Raw genomic sequence first — 14,816 nt, forward strand, 5'->3', positions numbered from 1 at the left:
GCCTTATTCTGAGGGTGTGCCCCGGTCCATGTCGGACCCTGATCAACCTGCTTCGTTAAATCCGGCCAAGTGATGAAACGCCTGTGCGCCCTGGCTATTTCATCGCGTGGGACCAGCCTGTCGGCAGCCACCATCACGGCGTGACCTTTACAATCTAAAAAAGGGTAATGACTCCAACTTATTGATAGTGTTTTATGTTCAGATAATGCCCGATGACTTTGTCATGCAGCTCCACCGATTTTGAGAACGACAGCGACTTCCGTCCCAGCCGTGCCAGGTGCTGCCTCAGATTCAGGTTATGCCGCTCAATTCGCTGCGTATATCGCTTGCTGATTACGTGCAGCTTTCCCTTCAGGCGGGATTCATACAGCGGCCAGCCATCCGTCATCCATATCGCCACGTCAAAGGGTGACAGCAGGCTCATAAGACGCCCCAGCGTCGCCATAGTGCGTTCACCGAATACGTGCGCAACAACCGTCTTCCGGAGCCTGTCATACGCGTAAAACAGCCAGCGCTGGCGCGATTTAGCCCCGACATAGCCCCACTGTTCGTCCATTTCCGCGCAGACGATGACGTCACTGCCCGGCTGTATGCGCGAGGTTACCGACTGCGGCCTGAGTTTTTTAAGTGACGTAAAATCGTGTTGAGGCCAACGCCCATAATGCGGGCGGTTGCCCGGCATCCAACGCCATTCATGGCCATATCAATGATTTTCTGGTGCGTACCGGGTTGAGAAGCGGTGTAAGTGAACTGCAGTTGCCATGTTTTACGGCAGTGAGAGCAGAGATAGCGCTGATGTCCGGCGGTGCTTTTGCCGTTACGCACCACCCCGTCAGTAGCTGAACAGGAGGGACAGCTGATAGAAACAGAAGCCACTGGAGCACCTCAAAAACACCATCATACACTAAATCAGTAAGTTGGCAGCATCACCAGCTTTTTGCATCAGACTGGCCTGCAGCTAGCGGGCCCAGTTTTCCAGCATCAGGCCCGGCACCCGCTCAAACTCCCCCCGTTACTCGTCACCAGTACGGCGCCGGCGGCAATGGCGTGCCCGGCGATCGCCGTGTCGTTCGGGCCGATTGGCGTCCCGACGAGGCGCAGCGCTACCTTTATGTCCGTGGTTGCATCCACCGCGGCGCTGTCCCAGGGCAGGATGGCATCGAGGCGGGCGCAGAACGCGTCAACCAGCTCAGTGTGGCGCGGGGAGGCCTTCGGACCGGTGGCGCCGAAGCGTATCTCGGAGTAAGTAATGGCCGAGATCACGATGCGCTGATTGCGCAACACCGCCTGCTCCAGGCGCTTCAGGACGGCTTCCGGCTGCTCGCGCATGATGAACGAGCAGATACAGGTGTCCAGCATATAAGTTTTGTTCACAGGTCAAATCGTCCTTCGTCGGTGACAACGTCCTCGCGCTCCGCCATAAAGTCCGGATCGGCTTTATCCAGCTGCGCGAACGAGCCCCAGGTCGGCCGGACGGGACGCAAAATAATGCTGTCCCCTTCCCGGACGATCTCCAGCTCGCTCACCCCCTCAAAATCCAGATCGCGGGGCAGACGGATGGCGCGGTTGTTGCCATTTTTAAAAATGAATACGGTTCTCATTTACGTTACACCCCATCTAGTCATGTGCCCAATACTCCGGGTATGGCCTGTTAAAAGCACAGGCGAATAAAAAAACACCACTAATCATTGCATAGATATAGTACATGCAGATACGAGACATATGCATAGGTTCTGGATGTGCAGATGCATTGCATATGGATATGCAACACCTATCCTCATTTCTCTCTTTTTCTGGTCAGATCCGAAAAAAGGTAAAGTCGGATCTACAGTGGAATCCGGTTCAGCTTAAGTTTGAATGCGATTTTGGCGAGGCCTAATAGCAAAGATTATTGCAAGGGACCATCGTCGGCTATGAGCGAGATATAGTCATTCGTACCCTGAGAATTACACTTTGAAGTGATTCAGGGTATGCGCTTACTGGTTACGAATATTGAGCGAGAATCATGTGATGATCGCCGCTTTTCTTTCGAGCCAGTAGGTGCTCCACGTTCGCTAACGAATACTCAGGGCATGCAGATAAACTGCTGGCTATATTTCTTTCGAAGAGCGTGGAATGCATACCAATCCCCGATAAAAAGGAGTTGGTGATGACTGTGACTAATCAATTTGCTGCGCACGTTGGTCTGGACTGGGCTGATAAAAAACACGATGTCTGTGTTCAGTTTAAAAACGGTGAACGCGTATTCGATGTGATTGAACATACAGCAGAAGCGCTTGATGCCTGGCTTACTGAGTTACACCAGAAAGTAAAAGGTAGAATCGCAATAGCTCTCGAACTGAAGAAGGGCCCCGTGGTATATGCTCTTCAAAAATACCCCTTTATCACCGTTTTCCCCGTCCACGCATTGTCCCTGGCTCGTTATCGGCAAGCCTTCTCGCCCAGCGGCGCTAAAGATGATCCGCAGGATGCCGAGCTGGCATTAGAGTTAATGCTGCGTTACCCCCAGAAGATAAAAGCTATTGAACCCGACAATGCGGATATTCGCTTACTTCAGCAACTGGTTGAGCAACGTCGTCAGTTGGTTGAAGATAAACGACGCTTTGTGAACCGGATAATCAACACGCTTAAACAGTATTATCCTCAGCCACTGGAGTGGTTCTCACATCGGGGTAGCTTACTGTTGTGTGAGCTGATTATCCGGTGGCCCAGTCTGCAACAACTGAAACGAGCCAGACGCGACACGATCCGCAACTTTCTGAATGCCAAAGGTGGTCGCGCTATGGCCCTTACCGAGCAACGTGTTGCGAGTATTGATAATGCGATCCCATTGACTACAGACCCGAGTGTTATAGAGGCTAATGCTTTGATGGCAGCAGCACTGGCGACACAAATTAAAGTCGTGAGTGAAATCATCAAAACCTATGACGAACGAATCGAAACGCTGTTTGACACATTGCCAGATGCGGGGCTGTTCAAATCACTTCCGGGCATGGGACCGTGCATGGGCCCACGGATGCTTGCTGCACTTGGTGATAACCGTGACCGGTTTAACAGCGCTGAAGAAATTCAAAACTACGCAGGTATAGCACCGGTGACCGAACGAAGCGGCCAAAAATCCTGGGTTCACTGGCGATGGCAATGTGCCAAGTTCGTCAGGCAGACCTTTGTTGAATGGGCTGCCAAGACGGTTAATTCATCATACTGGGCCAAACTGTATTATCAGGGCCTCAGAGAAAAGGGCAAATCTCATCAGTCTGCGATCCGGGCACTGGCGTTCAAATGGATAAGGATCATTTACCGCTGCTGGAAGGCCAGAACCTGTTATGACGAAGCGAAATATTTGCTGGCTCTCGAAGCGAGACACTCGCCCTTACTGAAGCCATAAAAAGCTTGTCGAATGTCTCAGGGCGTGAAGCGGGCACTGCCTGACTATGAGGTATAACGCCTCATAGGTGTAGGAGCGCAATAAATCCAGCTACGGAGATAACTTTTACAGCCTTGAGTAATTACTATAACGTTAATTTAAGAATTATAAATAAGTATCTATATTGTCATTGAACGCCTTTAAAAATGATCACTTTTTGACAGGCAATTCATTGGCAAAGTAATGATAATTATTAGTCGACAAAGTGCCTTTTGATGATCAAGGCTTTATCGCGCTAATTTCTATAGGTAGTTTGATATTTATTTACGCCGGAAAAGCACCATACCCGCGTGATGAAGTTCGTCATTACTGACAAAAGTCCCATCAGCTGTAAAACCGGTATCGTCCTGATAGTAGATCCTGTTTTCACGAATGTCGTAGTCGCCCTGATAAGCATTAGGTTTTGTACCTCGAGCTTCGTCGTAACGCCCATTAGGTAATAGCTCATGGCAAATGAATCCATCTTTGGTAATCCAGAGGCCTGTATAAGTATGCTGTTCTTTCATATGTTTCCTGATGTCATGTATGTGTGTTAGAGATAAGCTATTGTATTTGCAGGTGGAACCACGACTCATTTTGAGTAATGCCGGTCAAGAGAAATTACCGGCGCATATGAATGTGTTATTTGTTATTAACAGGGGTTAACTCTGCTGTCATATAAACCCTGTTTTTAAAAGAGGCTGCAAGGATTTCATATGATTTCCCCTCTTTAGATGCCTGTGTGGAAATTTTTTCCTCAGCACCCTCAATGGTTGAATCTACTGCCGTAATAACCTGGGCCATAGTGCTGAATGATAATAAGGACAGAATTGTTGCTGCAGTCAAGCGATGGATATTATCCATGGTAATTTTACTATTAATGATAAGAGATGATTTTTAAAAGAGGGAATAATATATTTAAATTTATTCCCTATGCCAGTTTGGCTTCTGTAATTAATACAGCTTTACTGTCAGTTAAGAATGACGTAATGAATTAACAATTGTCATGCAAGTTATCATTTCATCAGCAGTTCTTATTCCAGAGGCATTAAATAAATAATGATTGCAGAGATTTACTTCATCCCGCTGTCATACGCTTCAGTTTGCGGATGCTGTCGGTCTGATGGTTATTTCTGTTGTATCAACACTTTCCGGAGCCTCAATTACATGTCGTACGGCGCGGGCAATATCCGCTGGTTTAAGTGCAACAGAACGGTATGCATCCATCACCGCCATGGTTTCCGCATGAGTGATGGTTGAGGCAAGTTCACTTTCCACAACGCCGGGATTAACGCAGGTCACACGGATTTTCGAGCTTTCCTGACGTAAACCATCTGAAATAGCCCGTACTGCGAACTTAGAGGCGCAATAGACGGCGGCTGTTGGCACAACAGAAAGGGCACCGATAGAACCAAGGTTAATTATCTGGCCAGAACCCTGAGCTTCCATCACTGGAAGCACAGCCCCAATTCCCCACAGCACGCCCTTGATGTTAACGTCAATCGTACGTTCCCATTCATCCTGTTTGCCGGCCGCAAGCGGTGAAAGTGGCATGATGCCCGCATTGTTAATCAGAACGTCAACACGCCCCCAGTTATCAAGCGCTGACTGCACGAAATGAGCCATGGACAGTCTGTTTGTGACATCCAGCTCACGCGCTTCAGCCATACCGCCGGCGCTGCGGATTTCTGCTGCAATGGCTTCGATACGATCCAGTCTGCGCGCCCCTAATAGCACTCTCGCACCTGCTTTTCCAAGCTCTCTGGCAATGCCTTCCCCAATGCCACTTGACGCGCCGGTAATTAATATAACTTTATCCATGATGTGCTCCTTCAGTTGAGTTCAGAGAGATGATAGACCTTTATGATTAGTTCCAGTATCCTGCTTTTACTGGACTCAGTGATTAGCAGAATTAAACAATGAAAATTGATCTCAATCTTTTACCTGTTTTTATCGCGGTTGCTGAAGAGCGTAATTTCACCATAGCCGCAGCCCGGCTGGGGGTTACGCGCTCGGCGGTTAGTCAGGGAATACGGCGGCTTGAGGATACTTTCGGCACAATGCTGGTAATGCGGACAACACGTTCAGTAAACCTGACTGAAGCGGGAGAACGACTGCGTACATCCCTGTCATTATCTTTATCCAGCATTGACGCTGCGTTCGAAGATATTGCATCCGACAGCACGCCACGTGGACTTCTGAGGATCGCGGTGACCTCCATAGCTGAAGAGTTTCTTTCAGGTCCGCTGATCGCCTCGTTTGCGGCTGCTAATCCAGCCGTGACGATCGATATTGTCGTGATAGATGAGGAATTTGATATTGTGGCCGCTGGTTATGATGCTGGCGTAAGGCTCGGAGATGTGATCGAGAAGGATATGATTGCCGTCCCGCTTACAGAAAAGCAACGTGAAATGGTGGTTGCGTCCCCATCCTATCTCACTGCTTGTAGCGCCCCTCTTCATCCGCGTGAGCTTGTACATCATCAGTGTATCGGCTGGCGTCCTTCCCCGGATGTTGCTCCTTATCGCTGGGAATTTGAGGAGAACGGGAGAGCTTTCGACGTGGCGGTAGAACCGCGAATAACAACTAATGACCTGCGTCTCATGCTGAGGCTGGCTCTTGCCGGTGGAGGTATAACATTTGCCCCTGAGGAAACATTCAGGCCGTATATTGAAAATGGTCAACTTGTTTCAATGCTTGATGATTTTCTTCCCCATTTTCCTGGCTTTTATCTGTACTTTCCTCAACGCCGGAATATAGCGCCAAAACTACGCGCCCTAATCGAACATGTCAGGCAATGGCAGCAACCGTATGCTTAATGGTAAGCGCTAAATACTTTGTAACGTAAACCAGTTTTCTGAGGACTGACTCATTTAGTTATATGTTATGTTCGCTTCTGGCACAAAACGGACTGTCATTGTCAGGCATTTTGTCAGCGGTCAGTTAATCCAGTCTCCCTGCGTGAGGCCAGGCAACTGCTCAAACGCCCTAATATGGTCGTTACCAGCACGATGCCGGCGCCAATGGTATGCCCGGCGATCGCCGGGCCGTTCAGACCAATCGGCATCCAGCGTCGCTATTCAAAAATACTCAGTTATTACTGATGCCGAAACTGCAGCGTTGCGGGCAGGTAGCGTTGTAGCGTTTCGGGCGTATCGCCCTCGATCAGCTGGCTTATCAGATCGTAGCAGTGCCAGGCCAGCTGGCGATTATCCTGCTGGACAGTGTCGATACGCAGCGACAGCGAATCATAAAGATAGTGATCGTCAAAGCTCGTCAGATGAATATCGGAGTCGAGTAAATGGTGCTGGCTCATATAGCGCAGAACCCCTTCGAGCAGCCCGCAGGCGGCGGTGAATAGCGCCTTAGGCGGCCGCCCAAGGCGCGCGCAGAGTGCGGCAAACATCTCATAGCCGGAGCTGGGGTGGTAATTGCCGTTGATCACCCATTCCGGGCGCAGGGCAATACCCGCCTGAGCCAAACCCTGCGTGAACCCGGTCAGACGATCGCGGGAGGGCGACAGACGCGCCTGACCGCCTAAAAACCAGAACTCATCGCTATGCTGAGGCGCGATGCGGGAAATCAGTTCCGCCGTTGGGGTAATCGAATCGGTCATTACCAGCGGCAGCGCGCTTTCATTGGGGCACCGGTCAAACAGCACCACTGGCAGCTGTTGGCTGAGTTTGAGATAGTCGGCATCGTTGTGCATACAGGAAGCGACGATCATCCCGTCGACCTGGCGGGCAATCATATTATTGACCACCACGCTCTCCTGACCGGGGTTTTCATCAGTACAAGAGATCAACAGCTGGACGCCCGCCTCGCGGCACAGCATCTCCAGCTCATGGGCAAAGACCGCAAAGCCGTGGTTGGTGATCTCCGGCACCACCAGCCCGATGGTGTGGCTGCGGTTGTTGCGCAGCGAGCGGGCATGAATGCTTGGCTGATAGTGATGCTTACGGGCAATCGACAGTACGCGCTCACGCGTTTCCTGCGCCACGCGCAGCTCCTTGCCACGACCATTCAGTACCAAGCTGGCGGTCGCTTTGGAGACGCCAGCCTGTTCGGCTATATCTTTAATGGTTACGCGTTTGGTTTTCATTACGACGCCATGAGCCTGAAGCAAAACGCTTATTCTACCATGCAAGTTCGCAGCGGCCAGTAGCAGAATGCGTCCGGCGTGATGCCGGAGAATGTTAGCTGACCGGAGCAGGCCGGGAAGTAGCGGCTGCTCATCACCCCTTCACCGCCGTTTATGAAAATCTCCACGCTCGACTGGTCGATGAAAACACGCAGCGAGCGGACGTTTCCGCGCCAGTAACGATAATGCATCTCGTCGCTGGCGAGACTGCGTCGGGCCAGGCGGAGTCCGCTGGCATCGCACTCAAGGGTTAATACGCCGCCAAAATCGAGGCTCAACATATCGTCCCCGCGGGTTTGCAAATCGATTTCCATCGGTGCCAGCGGCAGGGCGTTCCCCGACCAGCCGTTCGCTTCACCGCGCAGGGCGCTCAGTTCCCGTAGCGGACGCTGATAGAGCTGACCGTTGATAAACTCCAGCTCACGCAGGCAGGTCATCTGATGGATCCAGCCGTTGATGAGGGTCGGCTGAAGCATCTCTTCGCCCTCCGGCACGCCCATCCAGCCGACCAGCAGACGACGGCCATCACTGGTAAGCATGGTTTGCGGGGCGTAGAACTCAAAGCCGGCGTCCAGTTCGTGCAGTTCGCCATGGCTGAAAGCGCCACTAGCGTAATCAAACTCGCCCGCCATCCATACTGCCGGGTAGGTGTTCAGGTAACACTTTTCCTCGCGGGCAATCCCCTGCGGACAGCAGATTAGAATATGCTGGTCGCCGAGAGGAAAAAGATCCGGACACTCCCACATATAGCCGACGTCGTCGAGGCCATTGATGCCGTGGCCGGCGATTTCACTCATACTCGTCCACTGATGGAGATCCGCAGAGCTGAACAGCAGCACCTTGCCGCGCTTTTGCCGATCCTGCGCACCCAGCACCATGTACCACAGGTCTTCGTGTCGCCAGACTTTTGGGTCGCGCACGTGGCCGGTGTAGCCCTCCGGCAGCGGCAGGACCGGGCCGATTTTGCGGAAGGTGCCGTCGGCGCTTTCCCTTGCCAGGCATTGCCAGGCGGTTCGCCCTCCGTCGGCAAACTTCACGTTGCCGGTATAGCACAGGGTAAGCGTACCGTTGTTATCCACCGCGCTGCCGGAGTAGCAGCCGTTACGGTCATACTCTTCGTCCGGCATCAGCGCAATGGGCTCATGCTGCCAGTGCAGCAGATCGGGGGAGCTCCAGTGCGCCCAGCACTTAAACGTATGATCGCAGGCGAGCGGGTTCCACTGATAAAACAAGTGATAGCGTCCGGCAAATTCGACAAAGCCGTTGGGGTCGTTCATCAGCCCGGTGACCGGCGCAAGGTGCCAGCGCGGATAGTGGCTATCGGCCAGCGCACGTGGCTGGCCCTGTATTACGGCCTGCAAAATCGCAGGCAGTCGTGATGGAAGAGACATTATTCAGCGTCCGTTTTGTATTTCAAAACCAGGGAGACCGTAAAGGCGACGCCAAAGGCGATAACCATCCCGATAATGTAGTTCAACAGCGAACTGGCCTGCACGATGGCCATGCCGGGGATCGCTGTCAGGCCGACCGCGGTCATGTAGACGTGTACAGATACCACCCATGCGCCGCCCGCCGCACCACCAATCAGCGCCGCAATAAATGGCTTCACAAAGCGCAGGTTAATACCAAAAATCGCCGCCTCGGTGATGCCCAGCATGGCGGAAAACGCCGAGGGCAGAGTAATGGCTTTAATTTTTGCATCTTTGGTTTTGAACCACACCGCCAGACAGGCTCCGCCCTGAGCGACGTTGGCCATCGCCCAAATCGGCAGCAGGAAGTTGACGCCGATGGAGGGATTGCCCAGCAACCCGGCTTCAACCGCATGGAAGCTGTGATGAATACCGGTAATGACGATAACTGAATAGAGACCGCCAAACAGTAACCCGGCGAGCCAGCCGGCGTGGCTAATCAGGGTGCTGAGGACAAACGAGATACCGTCGCCCAGTGCGCGACCGGCCGGGCCGATAATCAACAGGGCTATAAAACCGGATATAATCACCGTCAGGAACGGCGTCAGGATCAAATCCAGGGCATCGGGGATTGCGCGACGCAACTGCTTCTCAACGATGCTCATAAACCATACTGCCAGCAGTACCGGGAACACCGTACCCTGATAGCCGATCATGGCAATTTCGAAGCCGAAAAAGTTCATGGTGTGGAAACCCGCGGCCACGCCCCAGGCGTTAGTCAGCGCTGGATGAGTCAGAATGCCGCCAAGCGTCGCGCCGAGATAAGGATTACCGCCGAATTCGCGGGCTGCGGTAAAGCCAATCAGAATCGGCAGAATGATAAATGCCGCCGAGCTGCACATATCCAGCATGATGTAGATGGCGTTGCCCGGGTCAACCCAGCCGTATGTTTTGACCATTCCCAGCAGGCCCATCAGCAGACCAGAGGCGACGATGGCAGGGATTATCGGCACGAAGATGTTTGATAGCAGGCGGGCGATGCGCTGGAACGGATTGAGCTTTTTTGCCGCGATGTCGGCGGCTTCCGATTTGCTGGATTCGCTAATACCCGCCGCCTGAGTAAAGGCAGCGTAGACCTTATTTACCACCCCGGTGCCGAAAATAATCTGCATCTGTCCGGCATTACGAAAACAGCCCTTCACCCCTTCAACTTTGCCGATGGCCTGCTGGTCGGCCAGCGAATCATCGACCAGCACCAGGCGCAGGCGCGTGGCGCAGTGCGCGGCGCTGGCGATATTTTCTTTGCCTCCAAGAAGCGGAAGCAGCGAGCAGGAAATCTGTTCAAAATCCATAGTACCCTCTTAAGGCTTAAACATTTTTATGTTGTCGTCCCGCGTTCACGGGAGCGCTTTTTCTGCGTCTTAGCTGAGCCCGGGGTGACAAAGATGCTCTGACCCCCGGCTATTCCTGTCATCAGGCGTAAGCCGTCAGAACCAGGTTTCCATCTGCACACCGAAAGACCATTCGCCGCCCGAGTTAAAACCGTCACTGCCCAGGGCGTCATCGCTGGCGTAATTATTCAGTTTTTTGCTCCAGTCCATCCAGGAGGTATAGAAACGAATCTCCGGGCGACTGAAGAAATCACCGATACTGCCGACCTTAAATGTCGGGGCGAAGGTGAGCTTGTAGAAGCTACCGTTCACCGCCTGACGATCGTTATAACCTTCGGGTTTAAGATCCATGTACTGGTAGCTGCCTTCGTAGGCGAGAGCGAAATTCTGATTGATTGCCTGAATCAGACGCAGGTTGAATGTTGCCCACTGATAGCTGTCGCCATCGGCATAGCGGTCTTTACTGCGTTGCGCCAGCATTGCCGGGGCAACAGACCAGTTTTCGCTGAGCGGCGTGGTGCCGTAACTGGCAATGCGCCATGTGTCGGCTCCCGGACGAAGTGCGCCATCAGATCCGATACCTTTAACCTCTGCGCCCAGACCATGACCATAAAGCAGAGCGGTTTTACTGCTACCGTCGCGCAGGCCGTAGAAACTGTCGTTATGCAGGCCGAGCAGCGCATGCACGCCGGTGTTTGCCGCATCGCCTTTTACCAGATTGCCGTTGCTATCTTTACGCTCGTCGTTATCCTTCGCCCGCAGACCGCTGACCATCATCTGCAGCGGACCTGCGAAGTGATTCATGGTGAGGATATAGTTCTGCACGCTGTTGCTGGAATCATCAATGTCGCCGAAGTTACGCCCGTACAGGGAGAAATTACTCCGCAGGCCGTCGTTCCACTTCACGTCATAGATACCACCACCGGTACCGGCGAGGAACACGACATCAGAGTCAATCCAGTGAATATCGAAATTGTCGCGGTCGAAACGTTTCCCGGCCCACAGGGTGGAGCCCTTAAATGGCCCAGCGAACGTCGGCAGGTTACCCAATTCGACAAAGGCCTGACGAACGTTCAGATCGCTGGTACTTGCAGTCCAGTCGTTATAAGAGGTTTGCCCGTCGGCGACCATCACCTTAAAGCGGGTCGTGGCCCCATTATCCAGGGTCTGCTTATGTTCAAGATTCATTTCAACATAGGTATCGGCCTGGTTTCCCAGACGGCCGATAGCTCCGCCGGTTTCACCTGCCGGCGTTATGTAGGCTCCGGATTTGGTGCTGGCGCCGGAATCATTCATTATCACGCCGGAGCGGGCGTAACCGTGAAACTCAAATCCGCTTTTGTCATCGGCTTTTTTCTCAAGTCTGGCGGTACGCTGAGCCACTTCCTGAGTCGAGTTCTGGTTTTTTTGCTGCTGCGCGGTGAGTTGCTGAACTTTTTTCTCCGCCGCCCCGGCGCGGTTTTCCGCCGTTTGCGCCCTGTTTTCTGCCTCCTGCAGGCGTTTTTCCAGCGCGTTGAGTCGGGCTTCAATGGTGCTTATATCCGTTTGCGCATGGGCAGAGGCAGCGCTGGTTAGCAAAGCGATAAGCATCGCAAGTGTGCTTTTTCTGTACATGCTGTTGGCATCCCAAAAGTAAAAATGGAAAATTATAATTTTTGCTAAACCGGTTTAGGCGCTATGTTAAGCCCGACCTTTGTTTTTCTTAAAACAAATATGCTAAACCGGTTTAATAAATGTGATGCATGCAACAAAGTGAGCCGCGCAAAGCGGCTTTAAGGATTAAAACTGACGGTTGAGATCGCGCTGATAGGGCAAGGCGGTCATCGCACCTTTGGCTGTGGTGGCCAGGGCGCCGCAGGTCTGTGCAAGCGTGAGTGTCGGTTCCAGTGCGGTCATGTCCGTTGGCATCCCGTTAGCCGCAAGGCTGGCGAGCAGTCCGGCGACAAATGCGTCTCCCGCGCCGGTGGTGTCCACGCTGGCCACAGGCCGGGCGTTGAAATGGGTAAACTTCTGCTGAAACGCGGCAAGCACCCCCGCTTTGCCCCGGGTCACCAGTAGCAATTCTGGCTGATAGCGCTCCGTTACGCTGGCGATTCCGTATGCTAAATCATTACTGCTGCTGATGAAGACCAGCTCCTCTTCCGATAGCTTTACCACGTTGGCCATGTGCAAAGCGCGATCGAGGCAGGCTAGCAGCAAAGCCTGATCCTGCCAGAGATCGGGACGAATATTAGGGTCAAAGCTGACCCGACCGCCGGCAGACCTGATGCTCTCCATCGCCGCGAAGGTAGTGCTACGGCTGGGCTCGGCGCTGAGCGCGATGGAGCAGACGTGCAACCACTGTCCGGCGGCAAACTGTGGCAGGTCTTCTTCAACCAGGAACAGGTCCGCGCTGGGGCGTACCATAAAGGTAAAGGTGCGTTCCCCCTGGTCGTCAAGGTCGACGACCACAGTGGACGTGCGGTGCTGATCGTCGAGATACATATGGCTGACGTCGACCTGCTCCTGTTGCAGGGTATGACGCATGTAGCGGCCAAACGGGTCACCGCCGACGCGGCCGATAAATCCGCTGTTGCCGCCAAGGCGGGCAACCCCTACCGCCACGTTAGCCGGCGCGCCTCCAGGGCACTGCAGCAGGCGCCCTTCGCTCTCCGGCAGCAGGTCCACCACCGCGTCGCCCAGAACCCAAACTTTTGCATTCATGCTAAAACCCTCCAAAGCTAAACTTAATTAAACCGGTTTAGCATATTAAATCACAGTGACCGAGTGGGTGGAACGTTCCAGCCGGAAAAGCGCGGCTCATGACATAAAAACGTGAGCCGCCTTATGAAATAGCGTTGATTTGACAGCTGTGAAGACTGACGTCCTGGACACAAAACGTTACTGAGCGAAGAAGGCCAGACGTTATCAGGTCGGTCATGTAGGGGTCCGCTTGGAAAAGGGAAAATAACCTACGCTAAGACTACTTTTTAACCAATCGGCTATTGGATATCACTCGGTTCGCGGGGCTACAGCGTTTCTGTGTCCGAAACCGAACGATTGCGTACACCATGCCAATAACATGTACGAAAGTAAGCAAAACTGTTAACGGACAGTCAGATCGTTCCGTACATCCCTTACGGTCAGGGGTTCGCGCTCAATGGAACGAAATCACTCGTTAAGCTCAAAACGCTTAACGTAGGAAAATTAATGAGATGGTCACTCCCTCCTTCCCGGTACTATGCTGAGGACAGGCTTTCATTCGGAGAACTATCATGGAAAACATTGCGCTCATTGGTATCGATCTGGGTAAAAACTCTTTCCATATTCATTGCCAGGATCGTCGCGGGAAGGCTGTTTACCGTAAAAAATTTACCCGGCCAAAGTTGATCGAATTTTTGGCGACATGCCCCGCTACAACCATCGCAATGGAAGCCTGTGGCGGTTCTCACTTTATGGCACGCAAGTTGGAAGAGTTGGGGCATTCCCCAAAGCTGATATCACCACAATTTGTCCGCCCGTTCGTTAAAAGCAATAAAAACGACTTTGTCGACGCCGAAGCTATTTGTGAAGCTGCATCGCGTCCGTCTATGCGTTTTGTGCAGCCCAGAACGGAATCTCAGCAGGCAATGCGGGCTCTGCATCGTGTCCGTGAATCCCTGGTTCAGGATAAGGTAAAAACAACCAATCAAATGCATGCTTTTCTGCTGGAATTTGGCATTAGCGTTCCCCGAGGAGCTGCCGTTATTAGCCGACTGAGTACCATTCTTGAGGACAATAGTTTGCCTCTTTACCTCAGCCAGTTATTGCTGAAATTACAACAGCATTATCACTATCTTGTTGAGCAGATTAAAGATTTGGAATCCCAGTTGAAACGAAAGTTGGACGAAGATGAGGTTGGACAGCGCTTGCTGAGCATTCCCTGCGTCGGAACACTGACAGCGAGTACTATTTCAACTGAGATTGGCGACGGGAAGCAGTACGCCAGCAGCCGTGACTTTGCGGCGGCAACAGGGCTTGTACCTCGGCAGTACAGCACGGGAGGTAGGACGACATTGCTGGGAATTAGTAAGCGAGGTAATAAAAAGATCCGAACTTTGTTGGTTCAATGTGCCAGGGTATTCATACAAAAACTGGAACACCAGTCTGGAAAATTGGCCGATTGGGTCAGGGATTTACTGTGCCGGAAAAGCAACTTTGTCGTCACTTGTGCTCTGGCAAACAAGCTGGCCAGAATAGCCTGGGCCCTAACGGCACGACAGCAAACTTATGTAGCATAACGGCAGAAATACACCGGTTTAAAGAATTACTGATCTGGTTTTGCGAATACTGATATTGATGATACTAACGGCCCACCGGCCTGTTGAGGAACCTGTAAAACGGAAAGGCTCATTGAAGCCGTATATTTTCTGGAGGTTCATCAGGCGCGGAACTCATCAAGGCGCGGGAATAAAATCCCATTCAGACGCCGGATAGATTCAAGCAAGCCA

General features: G+C 52.4%; 13 protein-coding genes and 1 pseudogene. 3 read left to right on the top strand and 11 right to left on the bottom strand.

Annotated elements, in window-relative coordinates:
- Positions 1-178: 178 nt before the first annotated feature.
- From U0026_RS06035 to vapB, 3 genes and pseudogenes are all read right to left on the bottom strand, one after another.
- Positions 179-876 (bottom strand): IS1-like element IS1A family transposase gene (locus U0026_RS06035; RefSeq protein ID WP_225988001.1). Its coding sequence is split into 2 segments (ribosomal slippage): positions 179-627 and positions 627-876, totalling 699 coding nucleotides; the frame shifts between segments, so codons are not numbered across the junction.
- A gap of 82 nt (positions 877-958) precedes the next feature.
- Positions 959-1,374, bottom strand: a pseudogene (locus U0026_RS06040) (type II toxin-antitoxin system VapC family toxin).
- Positions 1,371-1,601 carry a type II toxin-antitoxin system VapB family antitoxin gene (gene vapB / locus U0026_RS06045; RefSeq protein WP_062779939.1) on the bottom strand — a complete coding sequence of 77 codons (231 nt, stop codon included), beginning with the start codon at positions 1,599-1,601 and terminating at the stop codon, positions 1,371-1,373. Before vapB ends, U0026_RS06040 begins: the two are co-directional and overlap by 4 nt.
- Before the next feature lie 548 nt (positions 1,602-2,149).
- Here vapB and U0026_RS06050 point away from each other — a divergent pair.
- On the top strand, positions 2,150-3,388 hold the full coding sequence (locus tag U0026_RS06050) for an IS110-like element ISEsa2 family transposase (RefSeq protein WP_000219087.1): 1,239 nt from the start codon (positions 2,150-2,152) through the stop codon (positions 3,386-3,388).
- 299 nt (positions 3,389-3,687) lie between these two features.
- On the opposite strand, the gene U0026_RS06055 is transcribed toward U0026_RS06050, so the two are convergent.
- From U0026_RS06055 to U0026_RS06065, 3 genes are all read right to left on the bottom strand, one after another.
- On the bottom strand, positions 3,688-3,933 hold the full coding sequence (locus U0026_RS06055) for an Atu4866 domain-containing protein (protein WP_062779784.1): 246 nt from the start codon (positions 3,931-3,933) through the stop codon (positions 3,688-3,690).
- Positions 3,934-4,048: 115 nt separating this feature from the next.
- Positions 4,049-4,270, bottom strand: coding sequence for a hypothetical protein (locus U0026_RS06060; RefSeq protein WP_073971252.1), 222 nt, complete (start codon positions 4,268-4,270; stop codon positions 4,049-4,051).
- Between the two features lie 234 nt (positions 4,271-4,504).
- Positions 4,505-5,227 carry an SDR family oxidoreductase gene (locus U0026_RS06065; RefSeq protein WP_062779782.1) on the bottom strand — a complete coding sequence of 241 codons (723 nt, stop codon included), beginning with the start codon at positions 5,225-5,227 and terminating at the stop codon, positions 4,505-4,507.
- 98 nt (positions 5,228-5,325) lie between these two features.
- On the opposite strand from U0026_RS06065, the gene U0026_RS06070 reads away from it, so the two are divergent.
- Positions 5,326-6,225, top strand: a complete 900-nt coding sequence (locus tag U0026_RS06070; RefSeq protein ID WP_062779780.1) for a LysR family transcriptional regulator — start codon at positions 5,326-5,328, stop codon at positions 6,223-6,225.
- 278 nt (positions 6,226-6,503) lie between these two features.
- Here the strand turns inward: U0026_RS06070 and U0026_RS06075 are convergent, their stop codons facing one another.
- The 5 genes from U0026_RS06075 to U0026_RS06095 all read right to left on the bottom strand — a co-directional run bounded on the left by U0026_RS06075 (position 6,504) and on the right by U0026_RS06095 (position 13,050).
- Positions 6,504-7,508, bottom strand: coding sequence for a LacI family DNA-binding transcriptional regulator (locus U0026_RS06075; protein ID WP_000851062.1), 1,005 nt, complete (start codon positions 7,506-7,508; stop codon positions 6,504-6,506).
- A gap of 29 nt (positions 7,509-7,537) precedes the next feature.
- Positions 7,538-8,938 (bottom strand): sucrose-6-phosphate hydrolase, encoded by a 1,401-nt coding sequence (locus U0026_RS06080; protein ID WP_062779778.1) that lies wholly within the window; start codon positions 8,936-8,938, stop codon positions 7,538-7,540.
- Positions 8,938-10,308, bottom strand: a complete 1,371-nt coding sequence (locus U0026_RS06085; protein ID WP_000345203.1) for a sucrose-specific PTS transporter subunit IIBC — start codon at positions 10,306-10,308, stop codon at positions 8,938-8,940. The genes U0026_RS06080 and U0026_RS06085 overlap by 1 nt, the downstream gene beginning before the upstream one ends.
- A gap of 135 nt (positions 10,309-10,443) precedes the next feature.
- On the bottom strand, positions 10,444-11,961 hold the full coding sequence (locus U0026_RS06090; RefSeq protein WP_001393599.1) for a carbohydrate porin: 1,518 nt from the start codon (positions 11,959-11,961) through the stop codon (positions 10,444-10,446).
- A gap of 165 nt (positions 11,962-12,126) precedes the next feature.
- Entirely contained in the window at positions 12,127-13,050 is a 924-nt protein-coding gene (locus U0026_RS06095) for an aminoimidazole riboside kinase (RefSeq protein ID WP_000992321.1), read from the bottom strand.
- Positions 13,051-13,601: 551 nt separating this feature from the next.
- On the opposite strand from U0026_RS06095, the gene U0026_RS06100 reads away from it, so the two are divergent.
- Positions 13,602-14,606 (top strand): IS110-like element IS4321 family transposase, encoded by a 1,005-nt coding sequence (locus U0026_RS06100; protein WP_000427623.1) that lies wholly within the window; start codon positions 13,602-13,604, stop codon positions 14,604-14,606.
- Positions 14,607-14,816 lie beyond the last annotated feature (210 nt).

Source organism: Kluyvera intermedia (assembly GCF_034424175.1).
Lineage (GTDB): Bacteria > Pseudomonadota > Gammaproteobacteria > Enterobacterales > Enterobacteriaceae > Kluyvera > Kluyvera intermedia.